11 protein-coding genes and 1 pseudogene (1 of these 12 cut by a window edge) are annotated in these 25,162 nt (G+C 69.7%); 3 read left to right on the top strand and 9 right to left on the bottom strand.

What is annotated here, in order from left to right:
- The 3 genes from ACFXIV_RS10855 to mftF all read right to left on the bottom strand — a co-directional run.
- Nucleotides 1–12,582: the 5' portion of a non-ribosomal peptide synthase/polyketide synthase gene (locus ACFXIV_RS10855; RefSeq protein WP_379399464.1), read on the bottom strand. It extends 5,424 nt beyond the left edge of the window; the window shows 12,582 of its 18,006 coding nt (coding positions 1–12,582); it begins with the start codon at nucleotides 12,580–12,582; its stop codon lies beyond the left edge, outside the window.
- 441 nt (nucleotides 12,583–13,023) lie between these two features.
- Nucleotides 13,024–14,376, bottom strand: a complete 1,353-nt coding sequence (locus ACFXIV_RS10860) for a GAF domain-containing protein (protein WP_379399465.1) — start codon at nucleotides 14,374–14,376, stop codon at nucleotides 13,024–13,026.
- 409 nt (nucleotides 14,377–14,785) lie between these two features.
- The gene (mftF, locus tag ACFXIV_RS10865; protein WP_379399466.1) at nucleotides 14,786–16,183 is read right to left on the bottom strand and encodes a mycofactocin biosynthesis glycosyltransferase MftF; all 1,398 of its coding nucleotides are present in this window, start codon (nucleotides 16,181–16,183) and stop codon (nucleotides 14,786–14,788) included.
- A 374-nt stretch (nucleotides 16,184–16,557) separates the two neighbouring features.
- Here mftF and mftR2 point away from each other — a divergent pair, with 374 nt between their 5' ends.
- Complete coding sequence (gene mftR2 / locus ACFXIV_RS10870) at nucleotides 16,558–17,178, top strand: mycofactocin system transcriptional regulator MftR2 (RefSeq protein WP_354836466.1); 621 nt, start codon at nucleotides 16,558–16,560, stop codon at nucleotides 17,176–17,178.
- 72 nt (nucleotides 17,179–17,250) lie between these two features.
- Entirely contained in the window at nucleotides 17,251–18,306 is a 1,056-nt protein-coding gene (locus tag ACFXIV_RS10875) for a 2Fe-2S iron-sulfur cluster-binding protein (protein WP_379399467.1), read from the top strand.
- A gap of 111 nt (nucleotides 18,307–18,417) precedes the next feature.
- Here the strand turns inward: ACFXIV_RS10875 and ACFXIV_RS10880 are convergent, their stop codons facing one another.
- The 6 genes and pseudogenes from ACFXIV_RS10880 to ACFXIV_RS10905 all read right to left on the bottom strand — a co-directional run bounded on the left by ACFXIV_RS10880 (nucleotide 18,418) and on the right by ACFXIV_RS10905 (nucleotide 23,741).
- Nucleotides 18,418–19,002 (bottom strand): transglycosylase SLT domain-containing protein, encoded by a 585-nt coding sequence (locus ACFXIV_RS10880; protein WP_379399468.1) that lies wholly within the window; start codon nucleotides 19,000–19,002, stop codon nucleotides 18,418–18,420.
- A gap of 328 nt (nucleotides 19,003–19,330) precedes the next feature.
- Complete coding sequence (locus tag ACFXIV_RS10885) at nucleotides 19,331–20,110, bottom strand: DNA alkylation repair protein (RefSeq protein ID WP_379399469.1); 780 nt, start codon at nucleotides 20,108–20,110, stop codon at nucleotides 19,331–19,333.
- Nucleotides 20,111–20,165: 55 nt separating this feature from the next.
- On the bottom strand, nucleotides 20,166–21,254 hold the full coding sequence (locus ACFXIV_RS10890) for a hypothetical protein (RefSeq protein WP_379399470.1): 1,089 nt from the start codon (nucleotides 21,252–21,254) through the stop codon (nucleotides 20,166–20,168).
- A gap of 115 nt (nucleotides 21,255–21,369) precedes the next feature.
- Nucleotides 21,370–22,399, bottom strand: a pseudogene (locus ACFXIV_RS10895) (lipase family protein).
- Between the two features lie 128 nt (nucleotides 22,400–22,527).
- Nucleotides 22,528–23,154, bottom strand: a complete 627-nt coding sequence (locus ACFXIV_RS10900; RefSeq protein WP_379399597.1) for a TetR/AcrR family transcriptional regulator — start codon at nucleotides 23,152–23,154, stop codon at nucleotides 22,528–22,530.
- A gap of 233 nt (nucleotides 23,155–23,387) precedes the next feature.
- Nucleotides 23,388–23,741 carry an SPW repeat protein gene (locus ACFXIV_RS10905; protein WP_379399471.1) on the bottom strand — a complete coding sequence of 118 codons (354 nt, stop codon included), beginning with the start codon at nucleotides 23,739–23,741 and terminating at the stop codon, nucleotides 23,388–23,390.
- 157 nt (nucleotides 23,742–23,898) lie between these two features.
- Between ACFXIV_RS10905 and ACFXIV_RS10910 the strand changes: the two genes are divergently transcribed.
- Entirely contained in the window at nucleotides 23,899–25,119 is a 1,221-nt protein-coding gene (locus ACFXIV_RS10910; protein ID WP_379399472.1) for an NAD(P)/FAD-dependent oxidoreductase, read from the top strand.
- Nucleotides 25,120–25,162: the final 43 nt, after the last annotated feature.

The raw sequence follows: 25,162 nt of genomic DNA on the forward strand, positions 1-25,162 counted from the left end.
GTCCGCGGCCGGGACCACGTAGCCGACAATGCGGGAGGCGTCCACGGCGGCATCGTGGCGCACGATGACCGCGGCCTCGCGCACCTGCGGATCCCGCAGCAGCGCGGCCTCGATCTCGCCGAGCTCGACCCGGAAGCCGTGCAGGTTCACCTGCTGGTCGATACGGCCCAGGTACTCGAGGTCGCCGGTGGCGGTCCAGCGCGCCAGATCGCCGGTGCGGTAGGCGGATTCGCCGGGACCGCCGTAGGGATCGGCCACGAAGCGACCGGCGGTGAGCGCCGGGCGGTTCAGGTAACCGCGCGCCAACTGCCCACCGGAGACATAGATTTCGCCGGGGACGCCGACCGGAACCGGACGCAGTCGCGAATCCAGCACGCGCATGGTCAGACCCGGCAGCGCGCCGCCGATCACGCTGGCGGAGCCGGTGTCCGGGGTGATCGGGCGGTAGGACACGTGCACCGTGGTCTCGGTGATGCCGTACATGTTGATCAGCGCCGGGCCCTGCGGGTGCCGGGCGAACCAGCCCGCGAGCCGCTGCGGTTCCAGCGCCTCGCCGCCGAAGATCACATACCGCAGCGCGAGCTCGGTATCGGACTCGGTGTCGGCGGTGATCAGCTGGTAGAACGCCGACGGAGTCTGGTTGAGCACGGTCACGCCCGCGGTGGCGAGCAGTTCTCGGAACTGCTGCGGCGACCGCGAGGTGAAGTAGTCGACCACCACCACGCTGCCGCCGTACAGCAGCGCGCCCCACAGCTCCCAGACCGAGAAGTCGAAGGCGTAGGAGTGGAACATGGTCCACACGTCGGCGGGCCCGAAACCGTAGTGTCCCTGCGCATTGTCGAACAGGCGGATCACATTGCGGTGCGGGATCACCACGCCCTTGGGGCGGCCGGTGGAACCCGAGGTGTAGATGACGTAGGCGGTGTCGGCCGGGCGCAGCGGCGCGCGCCGGTCGCGGTCGGCGACCGGGTCTGCGGCATAGCCGTCGAGGTCGATGGTGTCCAGGCAGACGACCGGTCCGCCGAACCAGCCGGCCGGCAGCTGCGCGTCACCGCTGCTGATCGCGCACACCGGGCGGGCGTCGTCGATCACGTACTCGATGCGGTCGGCCGGGTAGTTCGGGTCGATCGGCAGGTAGCCGCCGCCGGCCTTCACCACGGCCAGCAGCGCCACGGCCAGCTCCGCGGTGCGCGGCAGCGCCACGGCCACCAGCGATTCCGGTCCGACACCGGCCGCGATGAGGCAGCGGGCCAGGCGGTTGGAGCGGGCGTCGAGCTCGGCGTAGGTGAGGGTCACGTCCCCGGCGCGGACGGCCGGGGCCGCCGGGTCGAGGGCGGCGGCGGTCGCGAATCGATCGGCGAGAGTGGTGAATTCGGCGACATCGGGACCGGTGGCGGACCACTCGCGCAGTACGCGGGCGCTCTCCTCGCTGCTCAGCAGCTGGATATCGCCGACCACCACGGTGTGGTCGGCGGCCACCGCCGCCAGCACCCGGCCGAAGCGGCCGGCCAGCGCCGCGATGGTGACGGCGTCGAAAAGCTCACTGGCATAGGTGATCTCGATGTCCATGCCACCGGCGCGGCCATCCTCGGCGTGGGTCTCGAGCACGGTGAACTGGAGATCGAACTTGGACACTCCGGCGTCCAGGGTCTCCGGGTGCACCCGCAGCTCGGGCAGCTCCACCGTGGGCAGCGCGTAGTTGTGGAAGGTCAGGGCCACCTGGAACAGCGGGTGCCGGGCCTGCGAGCGGGCCGGGGACAGCACCTCGACCAGGCGCTCGAAGGGCACCTCCGCGTGCGAGAGCGCGGCGATGTCGTCCTCGCGCACCGCGTCCAGCACGGTGTCGAAGCGGGCCCGCGGGTCGATCTCGCTGCGCAGCACCAGGGTGTTGACGAACATGCCGACCAGGCCGTCGAGAGCCTGCTCGCCGCGGCCCGCGACCGGGGTGCCGATCGCGATGTCGGTGCTGTTCGACACCCGCGCCAGCAGCACCGCCAGCGCCGCGTGCACGGTGCTGAACAGGGTGGTGTCGTGCTTGCGCGCCAATTCGCCCAGCTGACCGTGCAGATCGGAGTCGATGCTCAGGCGGTGGGTGCCGCCGCGCAGCGAGGCGACCGCCGGACGCGGCCGGTCCGCGGGCAGTTCCAGCTGCTCGGGCAGCCCGGCCAGGCGCTGCCGCCAGAACTCCAGCTGCCGGTGCGCCAGGGACCGCGCATCGGATTCGTCGCCGCGACGCTCGGCCTGCCACAGCGTGTAGTCGGCGTACTGCACGGGCAGCGGGGCCCACGCGGGGGCCACGCCGGAGCGGCGGGCCTGGTAGGCCGTCATGAAGTCGGTGGCCAGCGGGCCCAGCGAGAATCCGTCCGCGCTGATGTGGTGGACCACCAGCACCAGCACGTGATCGGTCTCCGAAACGCTGAACAGCGCTGCGCGCAACGGGGTTTCGCGGGTCAGGTCGAAGGCGTGGCCGATGATCCCGGCCACCCGGCCGGGGACCTCGTCCGCGGTGACGCGGGCGGTGAGCAGCTCGGCGTCGGCCGCCGCCAGCACCTGCTGCTCGGGGCCGTCCGGGCCGTCGGGGTAGACGGTGCGCAGGGTCTCGTGGCGCGAAACCACGTCCCGCAGTGCGGCATCGAGCACCTCGGCGTCCAGCACGCCGGACACCCGCAGCACGAGCGGGATATTGTCCGAGGCCGCGCCGGGGCCCGTGCCGATCACATCGGCGTGGTAGCGGTTGAGGAACCACATGCGGCGCTGGGCATCCGACAGCGGCACCCGCTCCGGGCGGGGCCGCACGGTCAGCGGCAGCTGGGTTCCGGTGCCCGCCCTGGCCTCCGCGATGGCCGCCAGGCCGGCGACGGTCGGGGCGTCGAACAGGTCGCGCACCGACAGCTCGGCGTCCAGGGCCGCGCCCACCCGGGCCACGGCGCGGGCCGCGAGCAGCGAGCTGCCGCCGCGGGCGAAGAAGTCGTCGTACGCGCCGACCCGCTCCACCCCGAGCAGGTCCGCGAAGACACCGGCCACGACCTCCTCGGCCACCGTCTCCGGCGCCCGGTAGACCGCGGTCTCGAAGACGGGGGCCGGCAGGGCGGTGCGGTCCAGCTTGCCGGAGGCATTGAGCGGGAAGGCATCCAGCACCACCAGCGCGGCCGGGACCATGTAGCCCGGGAGCGTGGCGGCCAGGGCGGTCTTGATCGCGTCCAGGTCGACCACGGCCTCGGGTTCGCGGACCACGTATCCGGCCAGCTGGTCACCGGCGTGCGCGTCGGCGTGCACCACCACGACCGACTGCGCGACGCCCGGCTGCGCCAGCAGCGCGGCCTCGATCTCACCCAGCTCGATGCGCAGACCGCGCAGCTTCACCTGGAAGTCGGTGCGGCCCAGGTAGTTCAGCTCCCCCTCGGGGGTCCAGGTGACCAGGTCACCGGTGCGGTACATGCGCTCGCCGGTGCCGAAGGGGTTGGCCACGAAGCGATCCGCCGACAGATCCGCCCGGCCCAGGTAGCCCCGGGCCAGCTGGTCGCCCGCCAGATAGAGCTCACCCGCGACACCCGGCGCGACCGGGTTCATGCGCCCGTCCAGCACGTAGGTGCGGGTGTTCCACACCGGGCGGCCGATCGGCACGAAGGCAGTATCCGCGTCGGCCACCTCGTGATAGGTGACATCGATCGCGGCCTCGGTCGGCCCGTACAGATTGTGCAGCCGCGCACCGGTGAGTTCGCGCAGCTTCTGCGCGGTCGGCGCGGGCAGCGCCTCACCGGAGGCGAACACCTGCCGCAGGCCGAGGCACAGCGCAGCGGCCGGTTCGGCCACGAAGACGGCCAGCATGGACGGCACGAAGTGGGCGACCGTGACGCCGCTGCGGGCGATGGTGCCGGCGAGGTAGGCCGGATCGCGGTGGCCGTCGGGCGCGGCCACCACCAGCTTGGCGCCGATCTGCAAGGGCCAGAAGAACTCCCACACCGACACGTCGAAGGTGTAGGGCGTCTTCTGGAGGACGACATCCGCGGCGGTCAGGCCGTACTCGGCCTGCATCCACACCAGGCGGTTGACGATGGCCGAGTGCGGCACGGCCACGCCCTTCGGGCGGCCGGTCGACCCCGAGGTGAAGATCACGTAGGCGGTGTTCGAATCACGGAGCGGCACAGTGCGATCCGCATCCGTGAGCGGGGCGCTCGAGTAGTCGCCGAGGTCGAGGGCGTCCACGGCCAGCACCGGCAGGTCGCGATCGGTGGTGAAACCGTCCCGCACGGTGGTGAGCACGGCCACCGGAGCGGCGGCGTCGAGCACATAGTCGATGCGCAGGCGCGGCTGGTCCGGGTCCACCGGCACGTACGCGCCGCCCGCGGCGAGCACGGCGTACATGGCCACGACCATGTCGTCCGACCGCCGCATGGCCAGGGCCACCCGGGATTCCGCGCTCACCCCGGAGTCGGCGAGCTTGCGGGCCAGGCGGTGCACCCGGGCGGCGAACTCGCCGTAGGACAGAGTTGTAGCCGGTTGGGAGGTATCGGCGTGCTCGAATTCCACAGCGGGGGCATCGGGGCAGGTCAGCGCCCTGGCCTCGAACAGGTCGACCAGGGTGGCGGCGCCGGAACCGGTGGCGGGCAGCAGCTCTCGCGTATCGCGGGTGGTGTCGTTCCAGGACATCAGCACCCGGGAGCGCTCGTCGCCGATGAGCAGGTCGATCTCGCCGACCAGCCGGTCCGGCTCGTCGGTCACGGCCTCGAGCACCACGTCCAGCCGCCGCGCGAAGGCCGCCACGGTGGCCTCGTCGAAAATGTCGGTGGCATAGGTGAACTGGGCGCTCAGCTCGCCGGTCGCGGCGTCGTCGCCCACCGACAGCTGCAGGTCGAACTTGGCGGCACCGGGATCCAGATCGATGCGCGAGACCGTCAGCCCGTCCAGCTCCAGCGTGGGCTGGGTGACATTGGCCAGGTCCAGGGCCACCTGGAACAGCGGGTGGCGGGCCTGCGAGCGCATCGGGGCGATCACCTCGACCAGCCGCTCGAAGGGCACGTCGGCGTGGGCGAAGGCGCGCAGATCGGCCTCGCGCACCCGGGCCAGCAGCTCCCGGAACGAGCGGTGCGGGGTGACCTCGGTGCGCAGCACCAGGGTGTTGACGAACATGCCGACCAGGTCGTCGAGCGCCTGCTCGCCACGGCCCGCGACCGGCGAGCCGATCGAAATGTCCGCGGTGCCGGAGAGTTTCGCGAGCAGCGTGGCGAACGCCGCGTGCAGCACCATGAACACCGTGGCGTGATCACGCTCGGCCAGCTCGCGCAGGCGGCGGTGCCGCTCGGCGGAGATGACGAAGCGGTACTGCGCGCCGCGGCGGGTGGCGACCGCCGGGCGGGGCCGGTCGCTGGGCAGCTCCAGGGTGTCGGGCTGACCGGACAGTTCGGCGCGCCAGAAGCGAATCTGCTCCGCCAGCAGCGATTCCGGATCGTCCTCGTCGCCCAGCACCGCGCGCTGCCACAGCGTGTAGTCGGCGTACTGCACCGGCAGCGGCGTCCACTGCGGCGCGGCGCCGGCGCGACGGGCGGTGTAGGCCACCATGAGATCCCGGGTCAGCGGGGCGATCGACCAGCCGTCGGCGCTGATGTGGTGCACGGCGACCACCAGCACGTGGGTCTGCGGCGCCAGGCGCAGCAGGGTCAGCCGCGCCGGCGGCTGCTCGTCCACCGCGAAGGGCAGCACGGCCAGCTCGATGATGCGCGATTCCAGCGCGTCCTGGCTCACCTGCTCTGGCGCCAGGGCGATGCCGGCCGCCTCCGCGGACAGCACCAGCTGGCGGCCGACGCCGTCCACGGCCGGGTACACCGTGCGCAGCGTCTCGTGCCGGGACACCACATCGGTGACCGCCGCGGCCAGCGCGTCCGCGTCCAGCGGGCCGTCCAGCCGGATGGCCGCGACCAGGTTGTCCGCGATCGAGCTGTTGTCGAAGCGGTTGAGGAACCACATGCGCTGCTGGGCGTAGGACAGCGGCACCACCTCGGGCCGCTCCCCCGCCACCAGCGGTGCGCGGGAACCGGATCCGGCCAGCTCGGCCACCCGAGCGGCCAGCTCGGCCACGCTGGAGGCCTCGAAGACCAGCCGCACCGGGATCTGGGTGTCGAGGGCGGCGCCCAGGCGGGCGGTCACCTGGGTGGCGATCAGCGAATTGCCGCCCAGCTCGAAGAAGTCGTCGTCCGCGCCGACCGCGTGGGCGGCCTCGCCGGCGTCGGCGGCATCGGCCGAGGTCGGCCGGGGACGCGGCGGCACGGTCTCGACGGCGGTCTCCGCGACGGCCGGGACCAGGCCCAGCACCTCGGCGAAGACATCGGCGACCAGCTGCTCGACCGGGGTGGCGGGCGCGCGGAATTCGCGCTTGGGGAAGACCGGCGCGGGCAGCGCGCGGTAGTCCAGCTTGCCGTTGATGGTCATCGGCAGGGCGTCGAGCACCATGAAGGAGGCCGGAATCATGTACGCGGACAGTCGATTCGCCAGCCCGGCCTTCAGCTCGGGCAGGTCGAGGCCCGCGGACTCGGGCACCAGGTAGGCGACGATCTGATCCCCGCGCACGGCGTCGCGGTGCACGATCACCGCGGCGCTGCGCACCTGCGGATGCGCCGCCACGGCGGACTCGATCTCGCCCAGCTCGATCCGGAAGCCGCGCACCTTGACCTGGGAGTCGTTGCGCCCCAGGTAATCCACGGTGCCGTCGGCTGTCCAGCGCACCAGGTCGCCGGTGCGGTACATGCGTTCACCGGGCGCCCACGGGCAGGCCACGAAACGGTCGGCGGTGAGGGCGGCGCGGCCGCGGTAGCCGCGGGCCAGCTGCGGGCCGGCCACGTACAGTTCGCCGATCATGCCCACCGGCACCGGCCGCAGCCGGGCGTCGAGCACCCATTCCCGCACCCCGGCCAGCGGACGGCCGATGGTCACCGGACCGTTGGCCGGCAGTGGCGCACTGGCATTCACGACGACCGTGGTCTCGGTGGGCCCGTAGGCGTCGACCAGGGTGCGCCCGGCCTCGGCCCAGCGCCGCACCAGCTCCGCCGGGACGGCCTCGCCGCCGACCGCGATGTGGCGTAGGCCGGGCACGTCGGCGGGATCGATGGTGCCGATCGCCGAGGGCGTCATCAGCACGTGCGTCACCTGTTGCGCGCGAATCACTTCCGCCAGCTCCGGGCCCACGGTGGCCCCGGGCGGCGCGATCACCAGCGTGCCGGCCGACTCGACGGCCATCAGCAGTTCGGCGACCGAGATGTCGAAGTTCGGGGTGGAGCCCTGCAGCACCCGCGCCGACGGCGAACCGACGTAGCGCTCGTACTGCGAGGCGGCCAGGCCGGGCACGCCCGCGTGCGTGACCAGCACACCCTTGGGCACACCGGTCGAGCCGGAGGTGTAGATGGTGTAGGCGACATTCCCGGCGCGCAGCGGGCGCACCCGGTCCGCGTCGCCGACCGGATCGGCGGCGAATCCGGCCCAGTCGGCACGGAATCCGGGCTCGTCGAGCACCAGCCAGGGCAGCACCTCCGGCAGCCCGTCGACCACGGCGGAACCGGTCACGCCGAGGACCGCGCCCGAGTCGCGCACCATGTGCGCGATGCGCTCGGCCGGGAATGCGGGATCCACCGGCAGCCAGGCGGCGCCGGTCTTCACGATCGCCCACACCGCGACAACGGCTTCCAGCGACCGCGGCAGGCCGACGGCCACCAGATCGTCCGGGCCGATGCCGCGATCGATCAGCAGGCGGGCCAGGCGGCTGGTGGTCGCGTCGAGTTCGCCGTAGCTGAGCGTGGTCTCGCCGGAGATCAGCGCCGCGCGGTCCGGGCCGACGGCCACGGCGCGCGCCATCATGTCCGGCAGCAGCCGGGTGGCCCGCACCGGGCCGCCCGAACGGGTTGTCAGATCGGTGTATTCGGCGGGGGCCAGCAGCGGCAGCGCGTCCACGATCACGGTGGGATCGGTGGTGACGGCCTCGAGCAGGCGCACGAAACGGTGTGCGAAGACCTCGATGGTGGTGGGGTCGAACAGATCCACCGCGAACTCGAACTCCGCGTGGATCCCCGCCGGTGCCGGACCTTCCCCGGGACCGGCACCGGCGAAGCTTTCGGTGACCGCTACCGAGAGGTCGAACTTGGTCACCTCGGTGTCCAGGGTACCCGTCGTGGCAAGCAATCCGGGCAGTTCGAGGCTGATGTCTCCGGTCGCGGTGAAGGACAGCGCCACCTGGAACAGCGGATGGCGCGACTGCGAGCGGGCCGGATTCAGTGCCTCGACAAGCTGTTCGAAGGGCACGTCCGCGTGCGCGAAGGCCGCGAGATCGGTGTCGCGAACCCGGTGCGCGAGTTCCCGGAAGCTCAGCGCGCCGTCGACGTCGGTGCGCAGCGGCAGCGTATTGACGAACATGCCGATCAGGTCGTCGAGTTCGCGCGCGCCGCGGCCGCCCACCGGGGTGCCGATGACGATGTCCGACTCGCCGGACAGGCGGGAGAGCAGCACCGCCAGCGCGGCGTGCATGAGCATGAAGGTCGAAACGCCCTCGGCCCGAGCGGTTTCCGAGATACGCGCGTGCAACTCGGCGGGCAGTTCGACGGCCAGCTTGGCGCCGCGGCCGGTGGCGGCCACCGGACGCGGGCGATCGGCCGGGAGCTCCAGCAGGTCCGGGGCACCCGCCAGGGTCTGCCGCCAGAAGTCCAGCTGCCGCGACAGCAGCGAGTCCGGATCGTCGGCCGCGCCGAGGCGATCGCGCTGCCACAGCGTGTAATCCGCGTACTGCACGGCCAGCGGCTGCCAGGCCGGGGCCTGTCCCTGGGACCGCGCCAGGTAGGCGGTGATCAGGTCGCGGGCCAGGACCGGGAGCGACAGGCCGTCGGCGGCGATGTGGTGCAGCACGATGGCGATGGCGTACTCGGGCACGTCCAGATCGGCGGCGTCCACCAGGACCGGACCGCCCAGTCCGCAGTCCGAGGCGACCGCGCCGGTGACGGTGAACAGTCGTGCACGGAACGGGATCTCGCGTTCCAGGTCGAAGCCCTGCGCCGCGAACTCGCGCAAACGCGCGTCCAGTTCGTCGGCGTCACAGGTCTCGTGCGCCACCGGCTCCGCCGCCGCGGCGACCGTCAGCACCTGTTGAACCGCGAAACCCGAAGCCGTCGAAGGGAATACGGTGCGCAGCACCTCGTGCCGGTCCAGCACGTCCATCAGCGCGTCCCGCATGGCCGCCTCGTCGGCCTCGCCGCGCAGGCGCACCACGAACGGCATATTGTAGCCCGCGCTGCCGGTGTCGAAACGGTTCAGGAACCAGATGCGCTGCTGCGCCGGGGACAGCGGCAGCGCCTCGGGGCGCTCGCGCCGCACCAGGGCGACCGCGTTGCCCGCCTCCGCGTCGGCGTCCAGGAACTGGTCGTCGATCGCCGCCGCCAGCTCGGATACGCCGGTGGCGGAGAACATCTCGCGCACGGTGAGCCGGCAACCCAGCTCGGCGTTCAGCCGCGCCGCCACCTGAGTGGCGATCAGGCTGTTGCCGCCCAGGGCGAAGAAATCGTCGGTGCGGCCGACCTCGGTCGCACCCAGCACCTCGCCGAAGACCCGCGCCACTGCCTGCTCGGTCACGGTGACCGGCGCCTCGTGCCGCACCGCCACCCGAACCGGCTCGGGCAGCGCGGCCCGATCCAGCTTGCCGGAGGCGTTGACCGGCAGGGCATCCAGCACCACGTAGGCGTTCGGCACCATGTAGCCCGGCAGCGCCCGCGCCGCCGCGGCCTTCAACCGGGTGGCGTCCACCTCGGCGGGCGCGACCACGTAGGCCACCAGCTGATCGTCACGCACGATCACCACCGCGCGGGACACGCCGTCCACGGCCACCAGCACCGACTCGATCTCGCCGAGCTCGATGCGCAGGCCGCGCACCTTCACCTGGAAATCGGTGCGGCCCAGGTACTCCAGCTCACCATTGTCGGTCCAGCTGACCAGGTCGCCGGTCCGGTACATGAGCTCTGCGGACTCCCCGGCGAACGGATCGGCGACGAAGCGCTCGGCCGTCAGGCCCGGACGCGCCACGTAGCCCCGGGCGAGCTGAACCCCCGACAGATACAGCTCACCCGGGGTCCCGACGGGGACCGGCCGCAGACGTGCGTCGAGCACGTACAGCCGGGTATTGAACACCGGTGCGCCGATCGGCACGGAAACGGTGTCCGCGGCCGTCACCTCATGGAAGGTGACATCGACCGCAGCTTCGGTGGGACCGTAGAGATTGTGCAGCTCGGCGCCGGTCAGCGCGCGCAACCGCTGGGCGGTCCGGCCCGGCAGCGCCTCACCGGAAGCGAACACCTGACGCAGTGCGCCGCGGGCCTGCTCGTCCTGGTGGATCTCGAGTTCGGTCACGTACGCGTCCAGCATGGACGGCACGAAATGTGCGGTGGTGACGCCGTATTCGGCGATCACGGCACGCAGGTAGGCGGGGTCACGGTGGCCGTCGGGCTGCGCCAGCACCAGGGTCGCGCCGATCTGCAACGGCCAGAAGAACTCCCACACCGACACGTCGAAGGTGGCGGGCGTCTTCTGCAGCACCACATCGGCATCGGAGAGCCGGTAGGTCTGCTGCATCCACACCAGGCGGTTCACGATCGCCGCGTGGGTCACCGCCACGCCCTTGGGGCGGCCGGTGGAACCCGAGGTGAAGATGACGTAGGCGGTGTTCGCGGGCCGCAGCGGCGCACGGCGCTCGGCATCGGTCACCGGCGCGGCCGAGTATCCGGCCAGGGCGTCGCCGCCCAGCTGGTCCAGATCCAGTGCGGTGACATCGGTTTCGGGGCGATCGGCCGAGGTGGTCAGCACCAGCGCGGGCGCGGCCGTCCTCAGGATGTGCGTGGTGCGCTCGGCCGGGTGGTCCGGATCCAGCGGCACGTAGGCCGCACCGGCGGCCTGCACGGCGTACATGGCCACCACCAGCTCCGGCGACCGGCGCAGGTGCAGCGCGACCAGCGACTCCGGGCCGACGCCCAGCGAGATCAGGTGGCGGGCAAGGCGATTCACGCGCTCGGCCAGCGCGCCATAGCCGAGATCGCGGGCGGGCTCACCGGCGAAACGCACCGCCGGGGCCGACGGCGTGCGGGCCGCCTGCGCGTCGAACATCGACACCAGCGTCGCCCGGCCGTCCACCGGATACGCGGTGTCGTTCCACAGCCGCAGCACCACATCGCGTTCCAGCTCGGTGCAGACGTCCACGCCCGCGAGCCGCTCATCCGACTCCAGGCCGACCAGCCGCTCCAGGAAGGTCAGGAAGCGCCGGTGGTGGCGGACGTTCTCCGCGCTGGTGTACAGGTTCGGGTTCACCTCGAGATCGAGGTGGATCCGGTCGTTTTCCCCGTAGAAGAGATTGAGGCTCATGTCCTCGATCGGGCTGGAGGACAACAGGTGCAGGCGCGCCTGGATATCCCCGAACTCCAGCTGGGGATGGAACAGCATGACATTGACCATCGGGCCGAACAGCGCGCGCGAGGCCGGGCTGCCCTGCTGTTCGGCGTCGCGGTGGATGTCCTCGTGACGGTAGCGCTGGTGGCGCAGCGCGCCCGAGATCTCCACCCGCGCCGAGGTGAGCAGCTCACCCCAGGTGGTCTCGTCCCGGACCGGAATCCGCAGCGGCACGATATTGGACAGCATGCCCGTCGAGCGCCGCATCACCGCGGTGGTGCGGGCCGTCACCGGCAGGCTCAGCACCGCCTCGTCCTTGCCGGTGAGCCGGGCCATATAGGCCGCGAAGGCCGCGATGATCACCCCGGGCAGACCGGAATCGTGCTGCTCGCCGCACTTTTCGATGCGCCGCTGCAGCTCCTCGGGCAGGATCTGGCCGTAGCGCATATTGCCCGCGCGCGGCGGCGCGGAACGGCCCTTGAGAGTGGTGCCGCCCTCCAGGCCGGCGGTGCGTGCGGCCCAGTGCGCGCGGTCGGTGCGGAACCGGCTGCTCTCGCGGTAGGCCAGCTCGGACTCGACCAGCTCCTGCTGCGTGCCGACCTGCACCGTCTCCGGTTCCAGGCCGCGCTTCAGGGCGGTGTAGCGCCGAGCCGTCCACTGCATGGTGTTCATGGCGGCGTAGCCGTCGCCCACGATGTGATGGCCGACCACGAACCAGAACCAGCGCTGATCGGCGACCCGGATCAGCGCGGGCGCGAAGAGCCGCTCGGCATCGGTGAGGACGTTCACCGGCTGGACGATCTGGGTGCGCATCCATTCATGCGCCGCCGCAATGGGATCGGCCTCCGACCGCAGGTCCATGACGCGGGTGTTGTGGCCGGCGGACTCGTCGATGTACTGGAAGGGCTGTCCGTCGATCTCGGTGAAGCGCAGCTGGGAGGAGCGCCAGATCGGCACGCCGTCCTGGGACACCCGCAGGAGCAGGTCGGCATCGAAATCGCCTTGGATATCGACGTACTGGGCCATGCTGCACGGCACGTCGGGGTTCAGCAGCTGGGCGTACCAGACGCCGATCTGTGCGGGTCCGAGGGGAAAAGGCGCTGAGACATCCGACGTCGGAACTTCACTCGGTCCGAGACCACTCGAGTCCGTACCCTGCACCAGAGCCTCCCTTGTCATGGCGAATTGCTATGTCGACCAACGGTTTTCGGGCATCGCGAAATAGACCTGGGTGCGCTCGGCTGACGAGGGCGCACCCAGGTCGCGAAAAATCGCACCGCCCTGGGTGATTCGACGAATGCGCGGCGAAGTCCGCGCGTGATCCAACTAGTGCTCGAAGCGGCCGGGCCTGCTGGCTCTCCGGCCTGGATGCGAGTGCCTCCGGGTCATCGCATCCGGGGTGTCCTGCTGCCGATCTCCTCCAACTGTCACCTGCATCACAGGGATGCCGTTCATGCATGTGGACACTAGGCGTTTACACAATAAAAAGGAACTTTTTCCCGAAAAAAAGTTGGACGAGCGTCTAGTTGGCCGACGGCATCGCGCTGAGAACGCGATCAATGTGGGTACGACCACATGACAAGGCGGCGGTGTGACCGACCGCACTTTCGGATGTGGAGACTATGAGTCGAAACGTTGCAACTGCGTTGCATCGGCGCCCATGCGCCGATCCAGCACGCGAATCTTGGCCTCGATCTGCGCATACAGCGGAGACTCACGATCGACGGTGGCGCGATAGGCCGCCCACGCGGCCGCATCGTCACGGCCCTCGGCACCGGATGTCCACCGACTCAAGACCGAAGCGTCGCCGGAACGTAATACAGCGGTGCGCAGACGCACTCGCAATTCATCGCGAATGTCTATAACTCCAGGCGCCGTGGAACGCGGCAGCACCGGACCCGCGTAAAGCCGGACCGCCGAATCCACATCCCCGGAATCCAGCGCGGCGCGCAGCGCCTCCACATCCGTGGCGATCGGCACACGCAGCCGATAGGGACGCGAGCCGAACACATTCGACCCGACCACCGAACGCAAACGCGACATGGCCGCGCGAATGGTGGCGTTGTCCAGATCGGCATCGTCCAGCAGCAGCGCCAGGTGATCGGCCGACAGGCCCTCGGTGTGCTCGGCCAGCAGCAGCAGGATCTCGGCATGCCGCTGCGACAGGGGGACTCGCTCCCCCGCCACCGTCAGCTGCGGCTGGCCCAGCCCGAGCACCTCCAGGCCCAGCCGCTCGGGCGCCGGCGCATCGGCGTTCGAACGGCGATCCTGACCCGAACGGACCGCGGCCAGCAGCAGATCCATCTCCGCGGCGGTCGCGGCCGCCTTCACCAGCGCCAGGATCTCCGGGCGCGCCACCCGCACCCCGCCGGCAATCATCAGCACGCCCACCAGGCGGCCGTCGGGATCGTGCACCGGCGCCGCGGCTCCGGTGATCTGGTGCATGCGATGCAGGAAATGCTCAGGCCCATGGATCCAGGCCGCGCGGCCGGTGCGTACCACCAGGCCCACCGCATTGGTGCCCACCCGGCGCTCGCTCAGGTCATTGCCCTCGCGCAGGCCCGCCTCCGCGGCCGCCTGCACCCGATCGGCATTGCCGTGCACCGAGAGCACGCGGCCGAACTGGTCGGCCACCACCACGATCAATCCGGTGCTGGTCGCGTCGCGCAGTAGCAGCTTGTCCACCAACGGCATGACCGAGGCGATCGGATGCGCGTCACGGTAGCGCTCGAGGTCGGTGCCGCGCAGGCCACGACCGTCTCCGTCGTCCATCGGATCGACGCCGCCGCGCAGACTGCGCAGCCATGACTCGAGCACCATCGGCCGCAGCAGGCCGGGCAACTGCCCCAGTTGATCCCCGCCCACACTGAGATATCCGTGCGCCTGGGCGGCATATGTTTCGAGCGCCCCGAGTTGACTGCCCGGTTCGACGCCGTGGTTGGGTTGCCCACCACCTGCGAGATTGCTGACCATTTGCCTTTCTTTCCGCCCCCGAAGAGTACCCGCGCACCGAGAACCTCAAGGCGGAAGCCGGACGTTTGTCCGGCAGGTCACACGCCAACAGGCGCCCAACAAAATGTGAGCTACACAGCATTTTGTTAAACACGGCGTGTTCAATGCTGGCGCGGCACCCGCGCGTCGCCCCTCGCCCGGGAGGGTTGCGGTGGCGCTGCGGACCGGGTCACGGCCGCTCGCCGAGGCTCGAATCCCTTGCGGTGAGCAGGATTTCACGGCTGTGCGGTGCATCGAATGTACCGCCCCGCTCCCGGGCACTGTGCCGGGGTGGGTCTGTGGAGGACATCGACCCGACCGACCTCGAACGCCTCGCGCACGGCTTCCCGCACGCGGTCTTCGATCATCTCCGCCGGGAGCAGTGTTGAATTCAGCTCGTCGGCAGGGTCGGCTTCAGCGCCGCCGCGCTGCGAATGCGGGCCGCACCCCACCATAGACCCGTCCCGTAGGCGACATCGTCCAGCCGCCGGCACAGCACATACCGGACCGGGTCCAGGCTGCCCGGCTCCCGGTGGGTGAACCAGTCCGCCAGGCCCTCGGCCATGGCCAGGGTGAACGCGATATGACGGACCCGCCGCGAGCACAGCATGCCCAGCAGCGTGATCGGCCAGTAGTGCCGGCACATGGCCGTGGCCAGCCGCCACACGCCGCCGGTGAAACCGCGCGTCAGATAGATGGCAGCCACCCGGGTTGGATTGTCCAGTCCGGCGAAGACCCGGCGTAGCCGGACCAGGGTGGCGCCCAGCGTCAGCAGACCGCCGAACACGCCCCAGCGCGACATCGTGCTCAACAACACCGCGGACACCGCGGTCCAGATCGGTAGCGACAGCGGCGCGGCCAGGCCGGGATGCCGCTGGGCCAGCGGCGCGACACCGGTCCCGTGGGTGACCTTGTGGGCGAACCACTTTCGCAGTGACACCGGATTGCTGTGCGCCACCCGGGCGGCCGGTTCGTAGCGCAGCCGCCAGCCCGCGCGGTCCAGCCGCCAGCACAGGTCGACATCGCCGCCCGCCGCCATGGTCTCGTCGAACCCGCCCTCGCCGAGTAGCGCCAGCCGGCGCACCAGCACCGCCGAACTCGGCACGTACGGCACCGGGCCGTGCGCGTGCACCGCCGACTCGCGGCGGCCGCGATGCACCGAGCCGCGGGTGTGCTCGTAGCGGGCCAGCAGGGTGGAGTCCGGATCCATGGCCAGGATGCGCGGGGCCACCAGCGCCACCTTGGGATCGCTGAAGTGCCCGAGCATGACTTCCAGCCAGCCGGTGCGGGGCACCACCTCCGGGTCCAGGAAGGCCACGAATTCGGTTGCCGCGGCCCGTAATCCGAAATTGCGGGCGGCGGCCGCCCCGTACCGGCGGTCGCGGCGCAGCACGGTGATCCGGCAGCGGCTTCTGGCATCCGGAATCTGCACCGGCTGATCGGAGCCGTCATCCACCACGATCACCGTGTGGCCGCGCAGCGCCGACAGCAGCCGGGACAGCTCGGGAGCATTGTTGTGCACCGGGACGATCACGGTGACGTCCTCCAGCGACGGCAGCAGCCGCGGGCGCGGATTCGCGACGCCGGAATCGAGAAGACGTCTGGCAACCCGAGCCGACGCGGGGTCGGTCACCTCGAGGTACCCGTCACCGATCAAGGCCGCAGCTTCCGGGGCGAGCCGCAGCAACCTCGTCGGCGTGCCGCCGACCAGGAGCCGTCCACCGGAATAAGTGCGCACCCTGGGATCGATTCGCACCCCGAAACCATCGGGAAGGCGATCATGGCGCATTCCCGAATGCTAAGTCAGCCAACCACTGGCAATGATGATTGGCGCGCTGGCTCTGTCTAATTTGCCCCTCCGCTTCGCTCCGGGGCGGGTTCGCGGCCCCGAGGTCTCGATTCTTCCCTCCTCCGCTCCTCCGCTTCGCTCCCCCGCTCCGTCAGTCCAGAATCGAGACGGCCGCGAACCTCCGGGGAGCTTCTGACAGGTACTCGAGAAATGGAGGATCTCGGCTCGGGATTCAGCCTTGTCCACGCATCGGACCGTAGCTCGACAGCCGGAGTCCGGCGCGCTCTACACTGCGGGAGGAAAATCGGCAGTTGAACAGGTAGGGGACGGAAATCCGTGCCCGTGGTGGTCGAGGCGGTATGGGAGTCGGGCGCATGCAGACAGGCGGGGGCGGTAACACCCTCTCGGAATCCGAGATCGTCGAGGCCGCCCTGCGGGTGGTCCGGCAGGACGGTGTGGAGAAGCTGTCCATGCGACGGCTCTCCCGCGAACTCGGAGTTTCGCCGATGGCCCCCTATTACTACGTCGCCGACAAGCGCGAGCTACTCGATCTGGTCGCCACCGCCGCCCTCACCGGCGTGCGCAAGCCGCCACCCGAATTCGGCACGTGGCAAATGCGATTGCGGGATCTGATCGACCAGATCGACGAGAAATTGCGCAAGCACCCGGGTCTCGGCGACGTGTTGATCGAGCAGATGCTCGGCAAACAGCTGGACCTGATCGCCGCCGTCATGGAAATCCTCTTCGACGCCGGTTTCGACGAGCGCAATGTGCTCTCCGCCTATGCCACCATCCACACCTATCTGTTCGGGCGTTCGAAGGTGAACCCGCGCGATCGGGCGGGCCTGCTGGACCGGGTGCTTCCGGAGGCGGTGGAACGCGCCACCAAACACCTGGCGGATCTCCGCGGCAAGTACTCCTACGACTTCTCGATGGACGTGCTGATCGCGGGCCTGGAAGCTCAGCTTGTCCGGCAGCGGGACGGCCACGTATAGTCAAACTAGAACACGTTCTAGTTTAGGTAGACTGCACCGGCTGCCCAGCACCGCCGGGTTCGAGAGGACACTATGACCACCGTCGACGTACCGCACAGCTCGCGATCGGCCGTGCTGCGGGTCTCCGCGGTCATCAACGAGACGGCCGACTCCTGCTCGCTGGTATTCGACGTGCCCGAGGACCTGCGTGAGCGCTTCACCTACCAGCCGGGCCAGTTCCTGACCCTGCGCATCCCCAGCGACCTCACCGGGTCCGTCGCCCGCTGCTACTCGCTGGCCAGCTCGCCGCACACCGACGACAAGCCCAAGGTGACCATCAAGCGCACCGTCGACGGGTACGCGTCGAACTGGGTGTGCGACAACGTGAAAGCGGGCGACTCGCTCGAGGTGCTGCCGCCCTCGGGCGTCTTCACCCCCAAGAACCTCGACGAGGACCTGCTGCTGTTCGCGGCCGGCAGCGGCATCACCCCGGTGATGTCCATCCTCAAGTCGGCGCTGGCCCGCGGCAACGGCCGCATCGTGGTCGTCTACGCCAACCGCGACCACGACTCGGTCATCTTCGCCCGGGAACTGCGCGAGCTGGCCGACAAGCACCCGCAGCGGCTGGTCGTGATCCACTGGCTCGAGCACCTGCAGGGCCTGCCCACCACCGACGCCTTCGCCACCCTGGTCGCGCCCTACGTCGCGCACGAGGCGTTCATGTGCGGCCCCAAGCCGTTCATGGACCGCGTCCACGACGCCCTCGGCCAGCTCGGCATGCCGCGCAACCGCACCCACGCCGAGGTCTTCAACTCGCTCTCCGGCGACCCCTTCGCGGAGGTCGCACCGAGCGAGATCACCGCCGAGGAGGCCGCCGACGCCGCCAGCGTCGAGGTCGAACTCGACGGCGAAACCCACGAGATGACCTGGCCCCGCAGCCAGACCCTGGTCGACATCATGCTCGCCAAGGGCCTCGACGTCCCGTACTCCTGCCTCGAAGGCGAATGCGGCTCCTGCGCCTGCACCGTCCTCGAAGGCGCAGTGGAAATGGAGAACGCCGAAATCCTCGACCCCGAGGACATCGCCAACGGCTACATCCTCGGCTGCCAGGCCCGTCCGGTGACGGATCACCTGAAGATCCAGTTCTGACGAGCCCGCGAAAAGCGAAATGTGGCCGCCGCGTCGAAAACGCGGCGGCCACATTCTTATTCGAGGGGTGCGGCGTTGAACCCCGGAGAGCAACCGAAAAGTCGGTGCTGCCTAGTACGCCGAGAAGACGTTGTCGATGGAGCCGTAGCGGTGCGCCGCGTAGTTGCAGGCGGCGGTGATGTTGGCGACCGGGTCGTAGATGTCCCAGGACGTTCCGTCGACGTGGTACGCCTGGAAGGTGGGATCGATCACCTGCATCAGGCCCTTGGACGGGATGCCCGCGGCAGCGTTGGAGTCGTACAGGTTGATGGCCTGCGGGTTGCCACCCGACTCACGCTGGATGTTGCGGAAGATGCCGTCGTAGCTGCCGGGGATGCCGTGCTGGCCCATGACGAAGAGGGCATTCTGGATCCAGCCGTTCAGGTCGTTGCCGAAGGCCGGGGGGAGGACCTGGTTGAACGGGGCCGGGAGGCCCTGGACGGCCTGACGGACCTGGTCCTGCTGCGCAGCGGGGAGGCCCTTGTCGAGCTGGGTGGCCTGCTGCTGGACCTGCTGAGCGGTGGCCTGGAACTCGGGCGGGACGCCGTTGATGTCGGCGGCGGCCGGACCGGCGGCGATCACGGCCGAGACGGCCAGGGCCGCGGCGGCTGCGCCGGTGATGGTCTTGACGGGCTGGGCGAACAGGTTTCGTTTCATGGTGGTAACAGGCGCAGAGCTCACCACGGCGGGCACCCGGAGGGACTCGCCGATGCACTGCATGGATTGTGATGTGCAAGTGGCGGAACGAGATCTGGGATATTTCCCAGCTATCAACGTTCAGTCACGCTCCCGCCGAAGGCGGCGGTCTCTGCGTGGTAGTCACCGGCTCATTTCGAGCTGGTATCGGCCTTCACCGACTGATCACAGACTGATCTCGCTAAGTAAACGTAATCTGAACACAGGATGAACACTCGATGCGAACTGGCCGAGTGGTTCGTCACAGCAATCTGACAGCGTCATCCGCCGGGCGCGTTTCGCCCGCGGATCACCGCTGCGCGCGGTACTTCGCCCGCTGTTCGGGAGCGAGATGCTCGGTCGCGTAACTCAGTGCGGTACGGCCCATATCCGCCGCGTGCGCGTCCAGAAATCCGGTGAGAATCGCGGAATCCACCCGCTTGCCGATCTCCCGCAGCATCCAGCCCATCGCCTTCTGGATCAGATCGCGGCGATCGGAGAGCAGGCGTTCGCACAGCTCGAGCGTGGTCGCGGTATCACCCTGCTTGATGAACGCGAATGTCGTCAGCAAGGCCACCCGCCGCTCCCAGAGCGAATCCCCCGATGCGAATTCGTCGAGCAGGTCCCGGGGACGTTCCAACAGCCACGGGCCGAGAATGAACTCGGCCGAGGAATCCACCAGATCCCAGTTGTTCACCCGGCCGCGGCGCACGGCCGCCACATACAGATCGACGATCTCCCGTTGTTGCGCCGCATCACCGCTGCGATTGTGTGTCCCGCCCCCGCGTTTGCGTGTCGCCCTGGCCATTTCGCCGTTCAGAATCACCAATCCGGCCAGCCGGTGCTCGTGCACCGGACTGTCGAGCAACAGATCGATCTCCGAAAGCGGCAGGCCGGCAAATTGTTTCACCGCCTTCCGGGTCTGCGGAACCCGGACGCCGATGAATACATCCCCTTCCCCGTACTCACCCGGCCCGGTTTTGAAGAACCGCTGCAGATTCACCGCGTCGGCCGGATCGGCGAAGGCCGCCAATTCCGCCCGCACCGCGGCCGCCGTCAGGGTTTTCGACGGCACGCCGGTTCCGCTCATCGCGCCTCCTGCGTCCGTGGGCCGGAGAGACTGTCGATCGAATCCTAGATCTCTATCAAGCGGTTTCAGCCGCGGCCTGTAACAGCACCTCGCCGAATTTCCGCATGTGATCCGCTCCGCCGTACCAGGCCGCCACCAATTCCACGGCCGCGGTGCGGGTGCGCCGCGCGACGTCGGCCAGTTCGGCAACGGTGATCTCGCCGGATTCGACCGCCGCCGCGGCCACGTCCAGATCGTGGCTGGCCACCAGCAGCCGCATGATGTGGTGCAGATCGATGGTGGCGTCACCGGTCCGGAACTCGGCGCCGGCCCTGGTCGCGGCCGTGGTCGAATCCTGCTGCGCCACAGCGGGCTCCGGAGCGGCACGCCGCCGGGACTTGACGCTCGCCGGACGCTCGGGCTCGGCGGGCGAAGCGGGTGCGCTCTCCCGCAGCGAGGCCGCGACGGCCTCCAGGTCCTCCATGCGGGCGGGGGTCTCCATGCGGGCGGGGCTCTCCAGCCGAGCCGGCGGCTCGGGGTCCGGCGCGTGCCGGCGACCGGTGGGAGCCTCGAGATCGGCGGGCCGGCTCGCCGCGAATACATCCTCGTGCACACCGGAATGGGCCGCGAACGGCGAGCCATTGGCCGCGGGGCGCACGGCGATCGTCTCGTTGTCCGCCACGGGCGCCGCCGCGTAGGGCTCGCTGTCGAGGGCGGCACTGGTGAACGATCCGCTGTCGGACACAGATCGGGCGTAGGGCGACCCGTTGGTGGCGGGTCGTACGGCGAAGGGCTCGCCATTGGTGGCGGGCATCGCGAGCGGTTCGCTGTCGGTGGTGATCCGAGCCGAGAACGGCTCGCTGTCGGCGGCGAGCCGGGCGGCCACCGCCTCCGGGTCCGCGGTGCGCTGCGGCAGATCGGGGGCGATCCGGCGCGGCAGCGCATCGGGTTCCGGTGTGGCGCGCAGGGTTACGGGCGCGGTCGACCACTGCACGGCCTGCTCCTGGCCATTTCGGCCCGGGCCGGCGTAGCTGCCGGTGTCGATGCCGGTCAGCACCGGGTTCGGCGACGTGCCCGGTGACTGGGTATCGGGATGGGTGAGTCGGTAGCCCGGCTGGCGCGCGGGGCGCGAATCCCCCGGGCCGGTGGTGAAATCGGCATCCATGGCCGACATTCTTACCGGCCCGCGGGAAGGGGTGCGACTCGGGCTGGGGCCGGGGCGTGCGCATGGTCACCGCGAAACCGGCTCACGATCAACAGTATTGGGGTGTTGACGCCGCTCAGCAATTGCTCGGAGCGGGTTCGCCGCGCAACCGCGCGTCGATCCACCACAGTGCGGCGGGCAGTCCCAGCACCGCCGCCGACAGATGTTCCGGAGACGGATTCATATCCATATCCAGCCGCACCCCGGCCGCGCAATAGCGATGATCGGTATTCACGATGGCGTCCACCGGAATCAGCGGATCACTCGGCGAATGCCATTCGAAGATGGGTGTATTCGGCACCCCGCCGTACAGTTCGGTCCGGATACTCCCGCTCCAATCCGATGGCCGCCGCCATCGCCAGCCCGAACGCCGGATGCGGTTGCAGGCCAGGGGCGTTCACCATCTTCACCAGATTCATCGGCACGCCGCCCGTGGCCGCGCCCGCGATCTCCAACTCCGGCGTATAGCGGGGCGCGAGCGCCGCCGCCCACGCGGTCGCCATGCCGCCGCCGGAATATCCGGCCATCGCCACCCGGCTGTTCGCCACCGCCAATTCCGGTAGCCGCTTCGCCGCGCGAATACCGTCCAGGGTGATCATCCCGCCCAATCTGGCCGCACCGTAGGCGGAATTCGGGCCCAGATGATCCGGCAGCGCCACCGACCAGCCGCGCCGCAGCGCCACATTCAGCGCGACCGCCTCGCGCACCTGCAGATTCGGGTCGTTGGTGTACAGCACCCGCGACACCGCGCATTCGGAGCCCAGGCCGTTGATGATGTGCTGATACGACAGCAGCGGCCCGTCCGGCTGACGCTCGCGCGGGGTGAGCACCGTGGTGACCGCCGCGATCGGAGCGCCCTCGGAGCTGGTGGACCGGAATTTCACCATCGTGACCGTGGTCTCGGGAAATATCAGCAGCGGCGGCATCGGCCGCACCGCCAGCACGTCGCCCGGATCATGGTCGGCGATGTCGGCCGGTTGCGCGTAGAAGGGGTCCGGGTCGGGCGCAGGATAGATCGGATCCGCGGGCGCCGCGGATGTCACGCCCGCGAGCGCCAGGCCCGTCGCCAGGATCCCGAAACCACGCAGCAACAACTTGGCATTCATCAGGTCCTCCACGAACTTCGCAGTGGAAATCAGACGATTACCCCACAACGAGTGTGGTTCGGGAGTTCTTCGGAAGAAACAGCGACACGCCAGCAAACCTTCTGCGGTCGCTCCGGGTTCCCGCCGGCTCAACCCAGATGGGTCATGCCCGCCGCCACCACCTGCGCCACATTCAGAATCTCGTCGGCCGTCGGCAGCGGCACCCCGTCCAGGGCGTGCAACCGATCCGTACTCGCGATGGCCAGCATCGCCGACACCCACGCCGCCGCACACGCCCGCAATGTCCCCGGCTGCACCGGGGCCGGCGCGCTCGCCGCCAGCACCCGTGCCGTCGCGTCCAGCAGCTGATCCCGCATGCGGCGCAATTGTTTCCGCACATCCGGGTGGGTATCGGCCTCGCGCCACATGATCACCCGCAGCACCGAGGAGTTGTTCTCGCGCAGATTCAGCGCGGCATCCATATTGACCAGGCTCTTGGCCGGATCACCCGGCACCACCACCGACTCGATATCGTCCAGCGGCTGCGAGGGGACCCGCTCGGCCATGAGCGCCGACAGAATGGCGCCCTTGGTCGGGAAGTAGTAGAAGACCAGGCCCTTGGGCACCCCGGCCTCCTCGGCGATGGACGCCGTGGGAGTCGCGTCGAATCCATTGGCCGCGAAAAGCCTTTCGGCGGCATCCAGGATGAGCTGGCGAGCGTCACCGTCGACCTTCTTGCTGCGGCGACGGCCCACCCGGCGGGGCGCGGGTCCCACATTGCGCAGCAGTTCAGACTCTGCTGTGCGCGGCGAATCCGATTCCGCCTTGCGTGATGTGGGCACTGCTCGACTTCCTCCTCACGCTTCGACGCGGAGGCGGCCGCCACCGGTCGGCGGACGTAGACGACAAGCATAACGCGCGGACGCGCCGACCTCGCTGCGTCTCCCAAGATCACGCGGGCTGTGCACCCGCGATCACGGAGAGCCGAGGCCGGCGCGCCGCGAATCGGTCAGTGATGCGCCGCTGCGCCGAAGCGGCCCGACACCTCGGGCATCTCCGCCAGCGCGACCACGACCGTCAACACACCCACGATCCACGCGACCCAGGATGCGCCGCTGTAGGAGTGGAAGTTCATCACCCACGGGGAGATGAACATCAGGATGCCCAGCACGCCGAGCGCGTAGCCGACCATGCCGGTCGCCATTTCCGCGATCTGCGCCAGGCCCGCGAGTGCGACCAGCACGCCGAGCACCACAAGGGTCCACAGTGCGCGGTTGCTGTGCGCCACCCAGATCGGGGACAGCGCGGCGATTGCGCCGAGCACGACCGTCATAGCCTGCTCCGCGCGACTCACGGTGAACATGGAATGCCTCCTTTGAAAGGCCAGGGAATATGTTCTGATCCCGTTGTATTCCTGATTGACCGCCCGATCAATAAATGCCCGGATACGATTGGGCCGCATCTCGGGTGTGACGGTCGACACGTCGGCGCGTGACCTCGGGAACCGCTATGGTTGGCGCATGTCGCAAGCGGTAGAACACGTTCTAATTGTCGGCGCGGGCCTCGCGGGACTGCGCACGGCCGAAGAGCTGCGACGTGGGGGTTACACCGGCGAACTCACCCTGCTGGGCGACGAGAACCGCGCGCCCTACGACCGGCCGCCGCTGTCCAAACAGTACGTGCGCGGCGAAACCGACGACACCGCCCTGCGGCCCGCGGAATTCTTCACCGAGCAGCACATCCGGCTGCGGCTGGGAGTCGCCGCCACCGGCGTCGACACCGCCGCCCGGCGGGTCCGGCTCTCCAACGGCAGCGAAGCCGGATACGACGCCCTCGTGATCGCCACGGGTTTGCGGCCGCGGCGAATCCCGGGTCTGCCCGAGGTCTCCGGCGTCCACGTGCTCCGCTCGCACTCCGACGCCCACGCCCTGCGCGAACACCTCGGCAGCGCACGCAAGGCCGTCATTGTCGGCGCGGGCTTCATCGGCTGCGAACTGGCCGCCAGCTTCCGGTCCCGCGGCCTCGCGGTGACCATCGTCGAACCCCAGCCCACTCCCCTGTTCGCCGCACTCGGCGAACAGGTCGGCGCGCTGGTGGCACGGCTCCACGAAACCGAGGGCGTCGAACTGCGGTGCGGGATCGGCGTGGAATCGCTTGTCACCGAAGACGACTCGGCGCTTGCCAACGACGGCGACAGGGTCCGCGGCGTGCGGCTGACCGACGGCAGCGTGATCGACGCCGACCTGGTGGTCATCGGCATCGGATCGGTGCCCGTCACCGGCTGGCTGGACGACTCCGGCATCCCGCTGGCCGCGCCCGCCGAGGGCGGCGGCGTCCTCACCGACGACAGCGGACGCACCAGCGTCCCGGGCGTCTGGGCGGTCGGCGACGTGGCCGCCTGGCCGCACGCGAGCGGTCGCAACAAGCGCGTCGAACACTGGACCAATGCCGGGGAGCAGGCCCAGGTGCTGGCCGCCGCGCTGCTGGGCGCCGACCGGTCCACAGAGGTGCAGGTGCCCTACGTGTGGAGCGACCAGTACGACATGAAGATCCAGGTGCTCGGCATCCCGGCGCTCGCCGACGAGGTGCAGATCGTCGAGGACAAGGGGCGGAAGTTCCTCGCCCACTACCTGCGCGGCGGCGAACTCGTCGCGGTCGTCGGCGCGAGCATGGCCGGCAGGGTCATGAAGGCCCGCGCCCAGCTCGCCGCGGCCCTGCGCCCCTCGGCGGCGGTCGGCTGAGCCTCTCTACGGCGGTCGGCTGAGGCTCTCCGCCGCGGTCGGC

Origin of the sequence: Nocardia sp. NPDC059236, from assembly GCF_042754085.1 — a bacterium.
Classification (GTDB): Bacteria; Actinomycetota; Actinomycetes; order Mycobacteriales; family Mycobacteriaceae; genus Nocardia.